The 16,810-nt window shown below is 71.1% G+C and carries 12 protein-coding genes; 4 read left to right on the forward strand and 8 right to left on the reverse strand.

Annotated elements, in window-relative coordinates; all coding sequences use genetic code 11:
• Positions 1-99: 99 nt before the first annotated feature.
• The 6 genes from WME95_RS14005 to WME95_RS14030 all read right to left on the reverse strand — a co-directional run bounded on the left by WME95_RS14005 (position 100) and on the right by WME95_RS14030 (position 7,278).
• A complete protein-coding gene (locus tag WME95_RS14005; protein WP_437552326.1) occupies positions 100-1,167 on the reverse strand; it encodes a 3-deoxy-7-phosphoheptulonate synthase in 1,068 nt (355 codons plus the stop codon).
• Between the two features lie 238 nt (positions 1,168-1,405).
• Positions 1,406-2,200 carry an RNA polymerase sigma factor gene (locus tag WME95_RS14010; protein WP_437908905.1) on the reverse strand — a complete coding sequence of 265 codons (795 nt, stop codon included), beginning with the start codon at positions 2,198-2,200 and terminating at the stop codon, positions 1,406-1,408.
• 498 nt (positions 2,201-2,698) lie between these two features.
• Positions 2,699-3,979: an RNA polymerase sigma factor gene (locus WME95_RS14015; protein ID WP_437908906.1), complete on the reverse strand. Its 1,281-nt coding sequence runs from the start codon at positions 3,977-3,979 to the stop codon at positions 2,699-2,701.
• A 100-nt stretch (positions 3,980-4,079) separates the two neighbouring features.
• Complete coding sequence (locus WME95_RS14020; RefSeq protein WP_437552329.1) at positions 4,080-5,009, reverse strand: hypothetical protein; 930 nt, start codon at positions 5,007-5,009, stop codon at positions 4,080-4,082.
• 278 nt (positions 5,010-5,287) lie between these two features.
• On the reverse strand, positions 5,288-5,785 hold the full coding sequence (locus WME95_RS14025; protein ID WP_437552330.1) for a hypothetical protein: 498 nt from the start codon (positions 5,783-5,785) through the stop codon (positions 5,288-5,290).
• A 554-nt stretch (positions 5,786-6,339) separates the two neighbouring features.
• Complete coding sequence (locus WME95_RS14030; protein WP_437908907.1) at positions 6,340-7,278, reverse strand: hypothetical protein; 939 nt, start codon at positions 7,276-7,278, stop codon at positions 6,340-6,342.
• A gap of 758 nt (positions 7,279-8,036) precedes the next feature.
• Between WME95_RS14030 and WME95_RS14035 the strand changes: the two genes are divergently transcribed.
• The 3 genes from WME95_RS14035 (at position 8,037) to WME95_RS14045 (ending at position 12,882) form a co-directional block, all read left to right on the forward strand.
• Complete coding sequence (locus WME95_RS14035; protein WP_437908908.1) at positions 8,037-8,888, forward strand: hypothetical protein; 852 nt, start codon at positions 8,037-8,039, stop codon at positions 8,886-8,888.
• Between the two features lie 220 nt (positions 8,889-9,108).
• Entirely contained in the window at positions 9,109-12,204 is a 3,096-nt protein-coding gene (locus WME95_RS14040; RefSeq protein WP_437908909.1) for a DEAD/DEAH box helicase, read from the forward strand.
• Between the two features lie 129 nt (positions 12,205-12,333).
• The gene (locus WME95_RS14045; protein WP_437908910.1) at positions 12,334-12,882 is read left to right on the forward strand and encodes a hypothetical protein; all 549 of its coding nucleotides are present in this window, start codon (positions 12,334-12,336) and stop codon (positions 12,880-12,882) included.
• A 27-nt stretch (positions 12,883-12,909) separates the two neighbouring features.
• Here WME95_RS14045 and WME95_RS14050 read toward each other — a convergent pair whose 3' ends face one another.
• Both WME95_RS14050 and WME95_RS14055 read right to left on the reverse strand, forming a co-directional pair.
• The gene (locus tag WME95_RS14050) at positions 12,910-13,263 is read right to left on the reverse strand and encodes a response regulator (protein WP_437908911.1); all 354 of its coding nucleotides are present in this window, start codon (positions 13,261-13,263) and stop codon (positions 12,910-12,912) included.
• Positions 13,264-13,272: 9 nt separating this feature from the next.
• On the reverse strand, positions 13,273-14,823 hold the full coding sequence (locus WME95_RS14055) for a PAS domain-containing sensor histidine kinase (protein ID WP_437908912.1): 1,551 nt from the start codon (positions 14,821-14,823) through the stop codon (positions 13,273-13,275).
• A 229-nt stretch (positions 14,824-15,052) separates the two neighbouring features.
• Here WME95_RS14055 and WME95_RS14060 point away from each other — a divergent pair, with 229 nt between their 5' ends.
• The gene (locus WME95_RS14060; protein WP_437908913.1) at positions 15,053-16,639 is read left to right on the forward strand and encodes an SDR family NAD(P)-dependent oxidoreductase; all 1,587 of its coding nucleotides are present in this window, start codon (positions 15,053-15,055) and stop codon (positions 16,637-16,639) included.
• Positions 16,640-16,810 lie beyond the last annotated feature (171 nt).

Raw genomic sequence — 16,810 nt, forward strand, 5'->3', positions numbered from 1 at the left:
CGCTTATGATGAAATTTTCTGAAGGGATCCGCCACGCGCGGCGGCCGGCGCGTCGCCAGGCGCGCCGTCACGCACGGCCGCAGGCGCTGCGCGGAGGGCTCACGCCGCCTTGCTGGCTCGCCGGTCCCGCACCGCCTGCGCGAGCAGCTCGAGCACCGGAACGGTGTCGTTCCACCCGAGGCAGGCGTCGGTGATGCTCTGGCCGTAGGTGGGGAGCTTGCCCGGCGCGAGATCCTGCCGGCCTCCCACGAGGTGGCTCTCGATCATCACGCCGAGGATGTCCCGCGAGCCCGAGCGCAGCTGGTCGGCCAGGCTCTCGGCCACGATCCTCTGGCGCGCCGGATCCTTCTGGCTGTTGCCGTGGCTGCAGTCGACCATCAGCCGGCGCGGCAGGCCTGCCTTGGTCAGGCGGTCGGCCGCCTCGCGGACGTGCTCGGCCGCGTAGTTGGGCCCGCGCTGCGAGCCGCGGAGGATCACGTGACACGACGCGTTGCCGCGCGTCGCCACGATCGCCGAGATCCCCTGCTTCGTCACGGAGAGGAAATGGTGCGCCTCGCGCGCGGCCCGCACGGCGTCGACCGCGATCTGGACGTCGCCCTCGGTGCTGTTCTTGAAGCCGACGGGGCACGAGAGCCCGGAGGCGAGCTCGCGGTGGATCTGGCTCTCGGTCGTGCGCGCGCCGATCGCGCCCCAGGAGATGAAATCCGCGATGAACTGCGGCGAGATCGTGTCCAGGAACTCGGTCGCGCTCGCGAGCCCGAGCTCGGCGATGTCGCGGAGCAGCCCGCGGGCGACGCGGAGCCCCTTGTTGATCGAGAAGCTCCCGTCGAGGTCGGGATCGTTGATCAGCCCCTTCCAGCCGACCGTGGTGCGCGGCTTCTCGAAGTACACGCGCATGACCACGAGCAGATCGTCGCTCAGCCGGTCGCGCGCCTCCCGGAGCTGCGCGGCGTACTCCAGGGCGGCCTTGGGGTCGTGGATGGAGCAGGGGCCCACCACCACGATGATCCGGTCGTCGTCGCCCGAGATCACGCGCTCGGCGGCCTTGCGCGTGAAGGCCACGGTCTCGGAGGCCGCGGGGCTGACGGGGATCTCTTCGATAAGGATCGCGGGGGGGATCAAGGGCCTGAGCCCTGCAATACGAAGGTCGTCGGTCGAGTAGTACATCGTTGAGGCTCCAGCATAGCGCGACGACAACCGCCCCGACTACCCGCGCGTGGGCCGGAGACGCTTTCTGGTCGGCGTACGGCGCCCCGTACTCCCGTATCCCGTGCGGCTTGCGATCGGCTTGAAGATTTGTCTCGCAGGCGCGGGCGGGCTATCGGGTCATGGGGGGCCGTCGGATCCGGGCTGACGCCGGCGTTCGGGCGAGCGCTGGCCCGACCGCGCTGGCGGCCTCCGCCGGTCATAAGCGCGCTGGCGAGTGTGGCCGCTCCCCGCCCGGTCGCCGCAGGAACGGGGCGCCCTTCGGCTGCGTGCGGCACGGCGCCGCCGGCCGCTTCGTGCCCGCTGTGGTCGAGCGGACGGGTCGCTCTGCCAGCGCCGTCCGGCGCGGGGGGGTCGCCGAGCGTGCGGCGCTCGCCGAGCGCGCCGCCTCGGTGACGTCGCTCGCCGTCGGTCGCGGCGGTCGTTGCTGCCTGCGCTCTGCGCGGGGCTCCTCGAGCAGCGCGCGCAGGGACGCGAGCGCGCGCGTGCGCCACTTGTACGCCGTCGACAGCGGGATCCCGTGTTGTTCGGCGACCGTCGCCATCGGCACGCCTTCGATGTCGTGCGCGATGAGGATCTGCTGCTCCTCGGCCTGCAGCGACCTGAGCCGCGAGAGGATGAGGGAGCGCGTCTGCTCTGCGTCGATCTGCTCCTCGGCGTTCGGGCGCTCGTCGGCGACGCGGCGCGGGGCGTGGCCGGAGGACAGCTCTTCGCGCCGGTGGTGTGCGCGGTCGCGGTAGTGGGCGGCCACGTGGACCGTGATCCTGTTGAGCCACCGCTCCGGTCGCGCGCGGAGCGGGTCGTACGATGGGAAGCTCTGGTATCCGGCGAGGAACACATCCTGGAGAATGTCTCGCCGATCACGGCGTGGGACCCCGAGCCGCCTAAGCCAATTCCATACGGAGTCGTAGGTCTTCCCCCGAAAGAGCCGGACGAAGGCCCGCTGTCTATCCAGCGGCATCGACGGTGCGAGAGTGCGATGCGGTTGTCCCATGCTCGCTTAATTAGGAGGACCTGATCTCCCATCTCAAAAAAAAGCCATCGGCTCTGAAAAATGATCTTCTGTGCGCGCGCGATCCCCTGCATCTCGCCCCCGAGCGCCAAGGACGGGAGAGCAGCGCTCGGTATGGAGCGTCTCCTGTGCAGGAGAGCAGCACTGACGTCGTGGAGAGCTGAACGGGGGAATCGCTCTCGACCGGGCTTCGGCTTCGCCGTGCCCCGGCGGTGCCGATAGGAGAGGCGGACGAGAGGTCTAGAGGGGCCAGGGCTCCAGTCTCCTGGTGTCCTCGGCGGTTCAAATCCTCGCCATCCGCGCAGTGCTACAGCGGTTTCCGCCCACCTCTGCACCATGCAGATACATGGAGAGCAGAGCGGCGGTCTCCCGCACAGGAGACGGGCCCAGATCGGCGTTTTCGGCGCGCAAGCGCACTCCTGTGCGCTGAGCACCGAAAACGTCGAGGTGGGCCCGTATCCGAAGCGGGTGACCGTCGCTCTACAGGAGCGGGCGGGGCCCGGCGGCTGCCGTCCTCGCGCGGAGCGCGCGCAGCGCCGCGTTCCTCTCGGCGGTGAGGCGGCCGGCTGGGAACCTCATCCGGTGCTCGATCAGGCGGCGCTTCGCCTCCGCATAACGACCGCGCGACAGCGCCGTGATCGCGCCGTCGATGAGGGTGCGCTCCGCGGCGATCTCCTGATCGTTCGACGCCCCAGACGGTCCCGCGGAGTGCAAGGTCGCTCCGCCCGACGGACGGGGCGCGGCCTTCTGCGCCGGCAGCGCCGCGCTGGTCGCTCGCGAGTTCCCAGCGCCCGCGATCCGGCCGCCCTGCGGAGCGCCCGCCGCTGCAGCTGCGGCGGGCGGCGGCAGCTGCGCGGCCGGGGACGGCAGCTGCGCGGCCGGGGACGGTGGCAGCGCGGGCGGGGACGGTGGCAGCGCGGGCGGGGGCGGCGGCGTCGGGATGACCGCCATGGCGAGCCCGGTCGCCGCGCGCGTGCCGGCGGCGGCCGGCGTCGAGGCGGCGCGCAGCGCGCCGAGGGTGAGCGCGATGACGGCGGCGGCGCTCGCCAGCGGGACTGCGATACTCGCTGCGATATGGAGCGAGCCTGTCCGCGTCGGCGCGCCGCCCTCGATCGGGAGCTTCCATGGCCACGGAGAGAACACCCCGCGGACGCTGCGGTACAGCCTCGTGAGCAACGTCGGCGCGCCCTCGCCTCCCGTGCGCGCCTCCTGGACGAGCGCGCCGGCGCTGAAGGGGATGAGCGCGAGCCCGCGGCCGCGCTGCCGCGCCTGCCAGCGACGCATCGCTGCCTCGATGTCGACCCAGGCGAGCCGGTGCCGGCTCCACGCGGTGCTCAGGGGGATCGACAGCTGCTGGGCGATCTCGGCCATGTCGATCTCCTCGAGCTCATGGGCGACGAACACGCAGCGGCGCTCCATGGGCATCTCCTGGAGCAGCTTGTCGAGCACGCAGCGCCGGTCCCTCGCGATGGCGTGCTGCTCGGAGTCGGGGGTGACGTCGGGCAGCGCCGCGAGATCGTCGAACGGCCGGAGGCGCTCGTGGCGGCGGTGGGCCCGTCGGAAATGGTTCGACGCCTGGTGGGTCGCGATGCCCATGAGCCACGACCGCACGGTGCCCCGGCTGGGATCGAACCGCGGCAGCGCACGGTAGGCGCCGGCGAGGACCTCCTGGGTGACGTCCTCGATGTCCTGCGCGCGAACCCCGAGGCGGGCGAGGTAGCGGGCGATGAACGAGAAGTGCTCGTCGGCGATCTCCGCCATGCGGGCGTGGGAAGGCTCTGCGGATGTGTTTTTGCGTGACTGTGACCCCATCTCTGTTCCCCCCTCGAGCGTGGCGACGGCGTCGTCGTCGCGAAGCTTGTCAATGCGCTGCCTCGGCACCCCGAGGGAGGGCAGCGCGACGCGCGGGCGCCTCGCTCCGCGGATCGAGGTTGACGTCCAGGCGGAGGCCCACGAGCCCGCCGTAGGCGGGCGGGGTCCAGAGCACACGTTCCTGGCTCTCGACGCGGAACTCCGAGAGGCGGAGCAGGATGTCGCCATAGAACTGGATGGCGAGCCGATCCGAGATCGGCATCTCGATGCCTGCGCGCGGCCCTGTGGCGAGCCAGAGCGACGAGGTGTCGATGATCCTGGCGTCGGTGCTGGAGGTCGTCACGACCCCGACCGACGCGACGGCACACGCGAAGAGGTGACGGCGCTGCGAACACGGCATCACGTTCGCCGCCGCGAGCCAGGTCGAGATGCTCGTCGCCTCGTCGAGCTGAATCGTGACCGGCAATTGAACGTGGCCTTCCACGCCGAGGGTGAAGGATGGATAGCGGAGCGCGACATGGAGCGCCGTCCCGGCGGTCGTCCCCTGCAGGGTTCCGAGCACCGCGGACCCCGCAAGGCCGACCCTGACGTCGGGCCACGCCCGCCGCGCGGGCGCGGCGGCAGCGGCGTCGGCCGGGGGCGGGGCGGGGGAGGGCGGCGGTGGGGGCGCGGCGGGCGGCACGTGGAGGCTCGGATCGAGCGCGACCCGGAGCGAGAGCGCCATGTTCATGACAAGCTCTTTGCAGTCGTCGTGATAGACGACCAGGTGCCGTGACCATGCGATGGATCCATCGGCGTCGTAGAGATCCATGGTGGCGTGTATCTCCCTCCCTGGACCGCGGAAGACAAGGGCTTTGGCCTGCGCGGCCGCCTCGGGCTCCACCGGGTCATAGCCGAGCTGCCTGGCCATCTCCTCGCGCAGGAGCGCCTCGCCCGGGCAGCGCTCGGCCCCTGGCGCGCGCCGGTACTCGAGCTGCACTGCGGCGCGGGGCGGCGCGGCGCCGGCGCGCCAGGGCGACAGCAGGGCCGCGGCCGCAGCGACGAGCCACCACGGCGCTCGGACGCTGGTTCCGCCCGCCCGAAGTCCGGCCAGGGATCGCCGACGCGCGGAGCCGGGTCGGTCGTGCGGCGCCGCGTCAGCCCCGGTGTCTCTTGCTGATGCTGCTGACATGGTGCTCATCGCGGCGTGGTGACCGCTTGTTCAGGCCAGGTGTCATCGGCCGCATTCCCGTCCAGGGGGCGGCCAGGGTGACTCGCTCAGAAGGCATCCACGGGGAGCACGAGCCCCACGCCGACCACGCCGGAGAGCGGAGGGACCCGCCATACCTCTCTGTTGTTCACCCAGAGGGACGGACGGCTGTGGTTCGTGTGCAGCTCGGCGAACCCGCGCAGGAACAGCTGCTCGGAGAAGCGCCAGTCGCCCGCGACCCGCAGGCCGACCGAGCTGACCCACGGCTGGCGCGCTTGAATGCTGACGCCGGGGTCGCTCGTGATCCGCAGCTCGCCGGCGTCGAAGACGGCGCACACCGACAGGACCCCGCGATGACCGCAGATGTCGAGCGTCGGCATCGCCAGGCTCGCATGGACCAGGACGCCGTCCGCGAAGGTGTCTGCCAGGGAGGTGAACATCCGCGCCTCGACGCCGATCGACAGGCTGGGCCAGCGGAACGCCGTGGCGAAAGAGGCCCCTCCGCCGAGCGCGGGCAGGAGGCCCACGGCGAGCAGCGGTGACGCGGAGATCTCGCCGCGGAACATGTGGTCGTCCTCCTGAGTCTCCCGTCCCGATTCAGACCGAGGCGTATCCGCGTGCACCGGGGTCGTCGCCATCAAAACAACGAGCACGGCGGCACAACCGGCGCGTCGCATCGGCGTCCCGGCTAGGGCGGGATCGGTGCGGTACGGAGCGGAGTGGACACCTCGACCCGATGCACGCCGCTGTCTCCCGTCCGGCCGCAACACCCCGCCATGTGGCCCCCCTCTTCAACGTCTCCGGCGCCCGTAGGACAGTGCACCTCTGCCGCGTGACGGAGGCCGGCTCGACGTCGCCGCTCCCACGTCGTGATCCTGTAGATACTGACTTTGGAGCGCACGTAAAGGCTTTTGTGTGCGCTCTCGAGCGCGCGGGTCGCATTGCGTTTTGACTCGTCGATTTCTCCCTATCGAGAGATTTTTCCGTCATGCCCACGGATCCATCTACCTGGCGCCTTTGCCTGACATCGTAGATTCTGGTCAAGCCCGACCGTGGTTCAGGAGAAGCCCGAATCGTGTGGCTCGGGCGGCGCCGCGCCACCCTTCGCGGCGCGTGACCGTCACCCGTTCTCGCCTGGACGTGTTTGGCAGCAAAACGTGCTCGGGCCGGTGAGGACGATCTCGCCTCGCAGCTCTCCGCCGCTCGGCTCGCAGCTTCCGGGCTGGTTGACCTGCCAGATAGCCTTCATGCTCTTGGGCGTTTTCCCGGGCACGGCGGCGACGCAGCCCGGGGCATGGCTCGAAGCGGTGCCGGCGGTGATCAGCTCGCCGCACGCGCCGTCCCGGAAGGAAAGGAGCGCCAGGGAACACTCGCTGCCTGTCGGAGGGCCGCACTCACACGGCGTGCAGTGGCGTTCGTCCCTCATGCCGTCGTAGAGGACGACGTCCTCCGGGTAATCTTCCGGGCAGGTCACCTCGCCCTCGCCGAGGTACATGATGCACTGAGCGAAGCCGCGCCCCTGATCGGGTGACACGCACGTCTCCGACGGAGAGGCGCACGTGGGTTCCCGGGGGACGCCTCCGCACGCCACGCCGGAGCGAGACCACCGCAAGGTGAACTGTGGCACCGGGGGGGGCTCGATGCTGGCTTCGCAAGGCGTCACTCGGGTCGCGCCGAGGACGATCGATTGATGATCGTTCACCCGGGCGTCGCTGGGCACCACGCAGGTGCCGTTCAGCATGTCCCGGGGCTCATGCACCGAGACCGCCGGGCCACCGCACTTCAGCGAGGCGGCCGTCCGGAGATCGTCGGGCAAGGCGCAGGCTGGCTCGCCGCACCGACATGGGCTGCACGCGAAGGGGAAGTCAGGGGTCTCGTACCCCCTGTACACCCTGGTGGGGGCGCTGCCGGGGCAGTTCGGCTCGTCCACCGTCCTGCCGACCCAGAGCAGCGCCGGGCCATAGAAGCCCTCCGGAGCCGGCTCGACACACTGGTCGCCGCTGCACGTGTCGTCGCATGCCGAGATGCACGCGTCGCGGTCAGGCTGGTTTCTACACACTTTCGCGCACGTCCGACATTCCGCGATGCAATCCCAGCGTTCGGGTCCGTAGGGCTCGCTTTCACATTGATCCACGCACGTCCCGCATTCCGCTAGACATGCGTCCTGGTTGGGCACGTTCTCACACTCGGTGTCGCATGTCTCGTAAGTTACTTTGGTGTAGAAGCAGCCTGGGATGCACGCGGTGAACAGCAGCGCAAGGGCGAGAGAGGTAGTCTTCATAGACCTCCTGTCGGGAAGAGCTCGCAGCCCGCTTTACTACAGAGGCGACCGTTCCAAGCGAAGATGGGCCGGAGTACACAAGGAATGACCTCTCTGGACGCATTGCGATCAGCGCCGGCGAATTCCAAGAGAACGCCAACAGCGGCGATTTTTTGTCAGCGCAGCCCGGGCCTGAGCGCAGCGACGCACCTCGTGAAATGAAGACACGCCGGGCCACGTAAGCGATCTGTGTCGGAGTGCACCCTCGACCCAACTCCTGGGTGACCGAGCGCGCTCCTGCGCAACCCTGCGCGACCGAGCGCAGGCCGCGGCGCTCAGGCGCGAGCCAAGGCGACCGACCGGGCGCACCGCGTCGGAGGGGGTCGGTTCGGCTCGGATGGGCCCGCGCCCGATCGCAGGAAAGCGAGCCGCGTGTCCCCAGGCGGCGTACTGGGACCGGGCTCAGACGCTTGAACATGCGTCGAGAGCGTCGAAAGCGTCGCAGGCGCAGAAAGCGCTCGCGGGGCGTGCGCTTGCTGCGTTAGGCTCGGATCCTGATGAGCGGGGATCCACCCGATAGCGAGCGCGGGCTGCATCAGGCCGGGCTCCGTCCTCAGGAAGAGATGGGCTCGCGGGGGGCGGCGAGCGGCGCGCCGGTCCCCTCGGCGACCGTCTCGCTCTCCTCCGGGCGGCGCTACGAGATGGAGGTGACGCCCGCGGGTGATCGGCTCGTCGTTCGCGGAAGGACGGGTGAGATCATCCTGCAGATGGAGATCACCGACGCCGGTCCGGTGCTGTCGTTCGCGGCGCCCGACGGCGAGCGCGCCGGCTCACGGCGAGGCGGTCGGGGGAGCGCCTCCTCCGCGCCGCCGCGGCGCGCGGCCTCGTCGCCGCAGTCGGTGATCGTCCCCATGTCGAGCGGAAAACGCCCCCCCTCGGAGGGCGAGGCCGACGAGACCGTCGAGGTGCCGCGGGCCCTGCCGCTGCCCTCGATCAAGCTCCCGTCGGAGGCCGAGCCGCTGGAGCTCGATGGCGGCAACGCGCGGTCGGGGGTCACCCTCCGGCGATCTCCCGGCGAGCTCGACGCGAGCGGCGCCGTGCCGGCCGCGGCCGGGGTGGCGACGCCGAGCGTTGCGGCCCCTGCGCCCGCCCCGCGGAGCGACCTTCCGGGCGCGCGGAGCGCGCTGCCCTCGCTCAGCCTTCAGCAGTACGCGGTCCTCTGCGCCGAGTCGTCGATCGGAGCGGCCTCGTCGTTCGACCAGGCGCTCCTGCGCCACGGCATCGCCGACCGCGACCTGTGGAAAGCCGTCGATCGCAGCTGGCAGGATCGGCTCGAGCGCGAGCCGATCCTCACGTTGCGCTGGATGGAGCTCACGACGCGCTACCGCGAGCACCTGACGCGTCGGTGAAGCTCGCCGCGTGATGCGGCGCGGATACCTGCTACAGCAGCGCCCCGCTCATGCCGGGCAAGCTCCCGGAATCTGGAGGACGAGGCAGCGGAAGAAGCGGAAGAAGACGCCTGAACCTCTTTCCGTCATCCTCGTCTTTCTGTGAACATCCCAAGAAGTGGCGCTGGTCCCGGGAGAGCGCGCGAGCTACCGCGGCCAGCCGTCGGTGTCTGGAGTCTCAGTGCAGGGTCTTCTCGAAGCCATCAGGAAAGCCTGTCTTCCGGGCCTCTGGTCCCAGGGCGTCAAGCTCGCCCGTGAGGGCGCTGCCTTCGGACGGGAGGATCGCGGCGATGCCATCGTGGTCCGCATCAAGGCGGCCGGGCAGCCCGTTGCGCCAACCGTCACCCTCTACCCAGCGGACGCCGAGTGGACCTGCGACTGCGGTGGAAAAATCGACCCCTGCGCGCACGCTGTCGCGGCGACGCTGTCGCTCTCGCAACCGGTCGCGCAAGGCCAGCCGGCTGCGCAGGGCCAGCCAGCGGCGCAGGGCCAGCCGGCCGCGCAGGGCCAGCCAGCGGCGCAGGGGCACCCGGCCGCGCAGGGCGGCGCGACCGGCGCGGCTGCGCCGCCGGCGCGGCTGCGGTACCGGCTCCGGCGCAAGGGGCTCGTGCTCGCGCTCGAGCGGATGGTCGTGCACGCGAGCGGCGCCGAGGAGCCGCTCCGGCTCTCGCTCGCCAGCCTCGCTGGCCGCGCCGTGCGGGCTCCAGCGAGCCCGGAGCGGCCGGGGCCGAGGCTGCCCGAGCTCTACCCGACGCACGAGGACCTGGCGATCGACCGCCTCGTGGGCACGAAGCAGCACGGCTACTTCCCCTCGGATCGCCAGCCCGAGCTCTTCGCGGCGCTGGCGGGCGTCGCGGACGTGGAGCTCGACGGCGCGCCCGTGCGCGTCTCCAGCGAGGCGATCGGCCCTCGCGCGGCGGTGCGCGATCACGACGATGGCGCGGCGCTCGTCGTGGAGCGGGACCCGCGCGTCGACGAGGTGATCGCGTCGGGCGTCGTGCGGTGCGGCGGCACGCTGCACCTGCTCCGGGAGATGGACCTCACGGGGCCGAAGCTCGAGCGGCTGCCGCTCCGGCGGGTGTTCCCGCGGGGGGACCTCGGCAAGCTGGTGACCGACGTCCTCCCGGAGCTGACCAAGCGCGTCCCGGTCACGATCCAGAGCCAGCGCCTGCCCCGCGCGGGCGGCGCGTCCCGGCCGCGGATCCTCCTGGAGCTCAGCCAGAAGGAGCACACGCTCTCCGTCGTGCCCAGCCTCGTGTACGGCGACCCGCCGGAGGCGCGCATCGAGAACGGCCGGCTCGTGCACCTGTCCGGCGCCGTGCCCGTCCGCGACGAGCCCGCGGAGCGCATGTTGCTGGTCCGGCTGCGCGACGAGCTCCACCTCATCCCGGGCCGCCGGGTCGACTTCGACGGCGTCGAGGCGATCCGCTTCGCCTCGCGCCTCGAGTCGTGGGACGCCCGCGCCTTCGCCGACGCGCGCGGCGAGATCTTCGGCAAGGCCGCGCTCGTGCCGCGCTTCGTCATCGAGGACCGGGCCTTCGACGTCGAGTTCGAGCTCTCGGCGGGGCGCGACGACGGCGCGGGCGACGAGGGCGACGGCGCCGGCGCGCCCCCGAAGCGCGCGGACGCGACGGCCGTGATCCGCGCGTGGCAGGACGGCCTGCCGCTCGTGCCGCTCCTCGGCGGCGGGTGGGCGCCGCTGCCCTCGGAGTGGCTCGACAGGTACGGCGCGCGCGTCGCCGATCTGCTCGCGGCGCGGCGCGAAGACAAGGAGGTGCCGCCCGCGGCGCTCCCGGCGCTGGCCGCGCTGTGCGACGAGATCGAGTACCCGCGCCCGTCGGGCTTCGACAAGCTCATGCCGCTGCTCGACGGCTTCGCGTCGCTCCCGGAGGCGCCGCTGCCCTCCGACCTGACCGCGACGCTTCGCCCCTACCAGCGGCGCGGCGTCGACTGGCTGTCGTTCCTGCGAGACGCCGGCCTCGGCGCGGTGCTCGCCGACGACATGGGGCTCGGCAAGACGCTGCAGACGCTCTGCTCGCTGCGCGGGCGGACGCTCGTCGTGTGCCCGCGCAGCGTCGTCCACAACTGGGCCGACGAGATACGGCGCTTTCGCCCGGGCCTCCGGTTCGCGATCTACCACGGCACGCGGCGCGCCCTCGATCCTTCGGCCGACGTCACGCTGACGACCTACGCCGTGCTCCGCAACGACGCCGAGCTGCTCGCGACGCAGGCCTGGGAGGCCGTGGTGCTCGACGAGGCGCAGGCGATCAAGAACCCCGACAGCCAGGCGGCGCGGGCGGCGTTCGCGCTCCGCGCCGAGCTGCGTGTGGCGCTGAGCGGCACGCCGGTCGAGAACCGGCTCGAGGAGCTCTGGAGCCTGCTCCACTTCACGAACCGCGGCCTTCTCGGCGGGCGGAGCGCCTTCCAGGAGCGCTACGGCCGGCCGATCGCCGAGGGCGTGCAGGGCGCCGCGGCCGAGCTGCGGCAGAAGATCCGCCCCTTCGTGCTGCGGCGGCTGAAGGGCGAGGTGGCGCCGGAGCTGCCGCCGCGATCGGAGATGGTGCTCTACTGCGAGCTCGAGGAGGCGGAGCGCGAGCTCTACGATGCGGTGCGCGCGGCCACCCGCAAGGACGTGGTGGAGAAGCTCGCGGAGGGGGCGAGCGTCATGGCGGCGCTGGAGGCGCTGCTCCGCCTGCGCCAGGCGGCCTGCCATCCGGCGCTGATCCCGGGATCGAGCGCCGGCGGCGCGGCGCCGGCGGCGCGGACCACGCCCTCCTCCAAGGTGACGCGGCTGATCGAGGCGCTCGAGGAGTGCGTCGCGGACGGCCACAAGGCGCTCGTGTTCTCGCAGTGGACCTCGCTGCTCGACCTCGTCGAGCCGCACCTCAACGCGGCGGGGATCCCGTGGAGCCGCCTCGACGGCGGGACGCGCGACCGCGCCGGGGTGGTCAACGAGTTCCAGTCGCCGGGCGGCCCGCCGGTGATGCTGATCTCGCTCAAGGCGGGCGGCACCGGCCTGAACCTGACGGCGGCGGATCACGTCTTCCTGCTCGATCCCTGGTGGAACCCCGCGGTCGAAGATCAGGCGGCCGATCGGGCCCACCGTATCGGACAGCACCGGCCGGTGATGGTCCACCGGCTCGTCGCGAAGGACACGGTGGAGGAGGGGATCCTCGCGCTGCAGGAGCGGAAGCGCGCGATCGCGGGCGCCGCGCTTGGCGAGGCGGACAGGGCGGCCTCGCTGACGCGGGAGGATCTGCTCGCGCTGCTGGGGTAGCGCACGTCGATCGCGGCCTTCCGCGCGGCGCTCCCCGCCGTGTCGTCGCTCGCGGGGCGGGCGCATCGCCGCGGCCTCCGGCGGTGCATGCGTTGCGCGCGTTGAGCCGCCATGGGATGAGCGGGTGTGATGCGAACGTTCATCCTCCCCCTCGCCGCGCTGCTGGCGCCGCTCGCTGCGTGCACCGTCAACGGTCCGCGCGAGCCGGCGCCCGAGCCGTCATCACCCGCGGAGCCGTTGTCCACCGCGGCGCCGGGCACGCCCGCGCCGCAGGCTTCGGCCACGGTCACCGCGACGACCCAGGCGCCGGCCACGACAGGGCGGACCGCGACCACCGCGCCCGGCGAGGAAGCGCTGTTCGGCACGTGGAGCTCCGCAGCGTGCGGTCCGCGCAAGTACGAGCGCCGGCTCTCCCTCGCGAAAGACGGCAGCTTCGTCGCCGAGGATCGCGTCTCTCCCTGCCCGCCGAATGTGGCGTGCGTCTGGTCGGGCATCGTCCATCGCAAGGGGGCGTTCAAGCGCGCCGACAGGACGATCCTGCTCTCGGTCTCCGAAGGGTCGCAGGGGCCGGGCGCTCACCCGTTCCCGACCACGCTCAGCATCGATCCTTCGACGGGCGTCCTCGCCGAGACCGGAGAAGGCGGCGCTCCCTGCCCCTACGCGCCCGCCGGCAAGTAGCCTCCTATGTGCGCGAGCGCACCGCGCTCAGCACCCGCACGCCTTCTGGACCGCTCCGAGGAGGGCCTCGTAGCGGATCGGCTTCCTGAGCAACGGTGTTCCGGGCGGCGGGGACGTGATCGACGCGGCCGACAGGACGACGACCGGGATGCCCGCGAACCGCGCGTCGCGCCGCATCCGGTCGATCAACTCCACACCGTCCATGACGGGCATCAACAGATCGATGAGCATCATATTCGGCCGCTCGCCGCGCTCGAGCAGCGCGAGCGCCTCCGCTCCGTTTCCAGCCGTCATGACGCTGTAAGCACCGTCTTCCTCCAGCGCGTCGCGGAGCGAGATCTGAATATCCTCGTTGTCCTCCACCAACAGGATGTGCTTCATCGTGTCAGCTTAAGGAGATTTGGTCTCGGTGTCATCGAGCTTCCCACGTTGTCGAGGCAACTCCACAGTAAAGGTCGAGCCGACGTCCGGTTCACTCGCGACGGACACCGTCCCACCCATGGCCCCGACGACCTCCCGCACGATCCACAGCCCGAGGCCGAGCCCCCCGTAGTGCCGCTCCGAGACCGCGCGCTCGAACTGGTTGAAGATGATGGCCTGGTGCTCGGGCGCGATGCCGATGCCCTGGTCCGCGATCGTGAGCCACGCGCGGACATCGCTTGACCACACGGTGATCGTGATCGGACGTCCACGGCCGTACTTGAGCGCGTTGGTGAGGAGGTTGTTCACCACCTGGTCGAGGCGCCTGCGATCCCAGCCGCCCGTGGCGTCGGCGGCGAGGTGGAGCGACATCGAGTTCCTGGCGAGGTCGTATTTGTGCTGCTCGACCACCTCGCACACGACCTCCGCGAGGTCGACCTCCTGTATCTGAAGCTCGATCCGTCCAGCGGCGATGCGCGAGACGTCGAGCAGGTCGGAGACCAGCCGTTCCAGGCGATCGATCTGCCGCTCCACGACCGATAGCTTGATGACCAGGCGCTCGGGCGTGAGGCGGTCTGCGCGCGCGGCGCGCGCCGCGCGCAGCACGCTCTCCACCTCGGCGCGCAGCGGCGTGATCGGTGTCTTGAGCTCATGGGCCGCGACGGCGAGGAAGATCTCTCGCGCCCTCACGGCCTCTCGCGCCTGCTGGAGCATCACCTCGCGCTCCTCGGCCGCGATCTTCTGCTCCTGGATGTCGGTGCAGGTGCCGAACCACTTCACGATCCGCCTGGTCGTGTCGTGCAGGGGCAACCCGCGCACGAGGAACCAGCGGTAGACCCCGTCGCTGCGCCGAATTCGGTACTCGATCTCGTAGGCGTCTCCGCTGGCGAAGCTCTCCTTCCAGCGCGCCACGACCCGATCCGCGTCCTCGGGGTGGATGGCGGCCGTCCAGGCCGCGCCGCTGGGCCGACGCTCGCCGACGTACTCCGCGAAGCGCCGGTTGACGTAGTCGAACTCCCCGTCCGGCGTCGCGGTCCATACGAGCTGGGGAATGGCCTCCGCGAGCGCCTCGCGCGTGCTCTCGTAGAGCGCCGAGAGCTGGCGGTTCAGCTCCTCCCTGCGGAGCTCGTCCTCGCGTGTGACACGCGCCGCCCCCGCCAGCGCGACCACCTTGGGGAGCAGCGGAACGAGCAGGATCGCGGTGCCGACGGAGGCGATCGCCGTGATGGCCCGGAGGGCCCCATCCAGCCAGTACAGCGGCTGCCAGATGACCCACACATCCATGAAGTGCGTGAACCCACAGGCAACGATGAAGGTGCCGAACGCGAGGTACACCCACTGGAAGGGGATGTCCCGGATGCGCCGGACCAGGTGGGCGAGGGTCAGGGAGATCGAGAGATAGGCGAAGCCGATCGCGAGGTTGGTGATGACCTGCAGCCAGACCATGCCCGGCTGCCAGAAGTAGCAATGGCCATGGGGCATGAATTCCGTCGCGAACAGACTGTGTGCCGACTCGAGCATAAGATCCTCTGCTTGAGTTTCCGAGGGCTCAGGGGGATGTGCGGGCATAGTGTACAATCGTCAGCCGGCGAACAGGATGCGGCTCGCGCGACTCGTCCGCGGGGCTCTGGGCGCGGCGCGGCGTGGCACGATGGGGCGCGATGCGGCGCGGTTAGAAGCGTGCCGGCAGGACCCGAAGCGCCCCTGCGGTTCGCGCGCGGTCTCCCGCGTGCTATGCACGCACGCTTCGATGAGTCCCGACCGCGAAGCCGCCGGCGCAGGCCGGCCGTTCACTGCCGCCGATCTCGACGCTTGCCTCAAGGTGCTGGAGGCCTTGGCCCTCGATCGCGCGCAGCTCGCCGCCATCAGCTCCGAGGACCGCCGCCGGCTCCTCCTGGCCGCCGGCCGCGTCTCGCGCCCCGAGCGCGCCGAGCAGCGAGAGCTCGCCAGGGCGTTCCGCAAGCGCGACCGGCACGCGCAGAAGTCCGCCGACGCCGCCCTGCTCGATGCGGTCGGCATCCGCGTCGCCCGTCGAGAGCCGGTGTTCCGCACGCCGGACGCGCTCGCCCCGGCCGCGCCCCCGCTGTCGTGGGCCGACCCCGCCGAGGAGCCCGCGTCGCCGGAGGCCACCGAGGAGCCCGGGCCGCCGGCCGAGCCGGGCGCGCCGGAGCTCGCGCGGCCGCGGAAGTGTTACGTCTGCAAGGCCGAGTTCCGCAAAGTCCACTTCTTCTACGACGCGATGTGCGCCGCGTGCGGCGACTTCAATTACCGCAAACGCAGCCAGACCGCGCCGCTCGACGGCCGCGTCGCGCTCGTCACGGGCGCGCGCGTGAAGATCGGTTATCAGGCGGCGATCATGCTCCTCCGCGCCGGCGCGCGGGTCATCGTCACGACCCGCTTCCCGCACGACGCCGCCCGCCGCTTCTCGGCCGAGCGCGACTTCGACGCCTGGGGATCACGGGTCGCGATCTACGGCCTCGATCTCCGACACACGCCGAGCGTCGAGCTCTTCACGCGCCACCTCCTCCACACGCTCGACCGGCTCGATTTCATCATCAACAACGCCTGTCAGACCGTGCGGCGACCGCCGGGCTTCTACGGCCACCTCATCGAGGGCGAGACCGCGCCCGTCCACTCTCTCCCGCAGGGCGCTCAGGCTCCGCTCCGCGAGTACGACGCGCTCCGCGCGTGCGGCACGCTCCCCCTCGTCGCCGGCGCCGACCCCACCGCGGGCCTGCGCGAGCCCGCCTTGCTCTCCCAGATCCCGGCTCCAGGCGATGAGCGCCTCGACGAGCTGCTCTTCCCCCAGGGGCGCTACGACGCCGATCTCCAGCAGGTCGATCTCCGGACGCTGAACAGCTGGCGGCTTACCCTCGCCGAGGTCCCGACCGTCGAGATGCTCGAGGTGCAGCTCGTCAACGCGGTCGCCCCCTTCGTCCTGAACTCCCGGCTGAAGCCGCTCATGACGCGACGGCCCACGTTCGACAGGCACATCGTCAACGTCTCGGCGATGGAGGGGCAGTTCTACCGTCGTTACAAGACGGACAGGCACCCTCACACCAACATGGCGAAAGCCGCGCTCAACATGATGACGCGCACGTCCGCGCCCGATTATGTGAAGGACGGCATCTTCATGAACAGCGTCGATACCGGGTGGGTCACCGACGAGGACCCCGCGGCGCTCGCCGCGCGAAAGCTCGAGGAGCACGGCTTTCATCCGCCGCTCGATATCGTCGACGGCGCCGCCCGCATCTGCGATCCTATCTTCTCCGGGCTGCTCAGCGGCCAACACGCGTACGGCCAGTTCTTCAAAGACTACATGCCGACCGACTGGTAGGCGCCGCCTGCGCCAGGGCGCGCTCCTACGCTCAACAACCGCCCGCGAGAGGCACCCGCCGACGCGCTGGTCGAGCTGGGCCCGCTCGTCCGATCGCGCGGCGCACCCGGTCGCTCACGCGGCCTGCCTGACGCGCTGTCGGCGCGCCTCCGACGTCCTGCTCAGGCCGCT

The sequence above is a fragment of the Sorangium sp. So ce327 genome (assembly GCF_051530205.1).
In the GTDB taxonomy this organism is placed as follows: domain Bacteria; phylum Myxococcota_A; class Polyangia; order Polyangiales; family Polyangiaceae; genus Sorangium; species Sorangium cellulosum_B.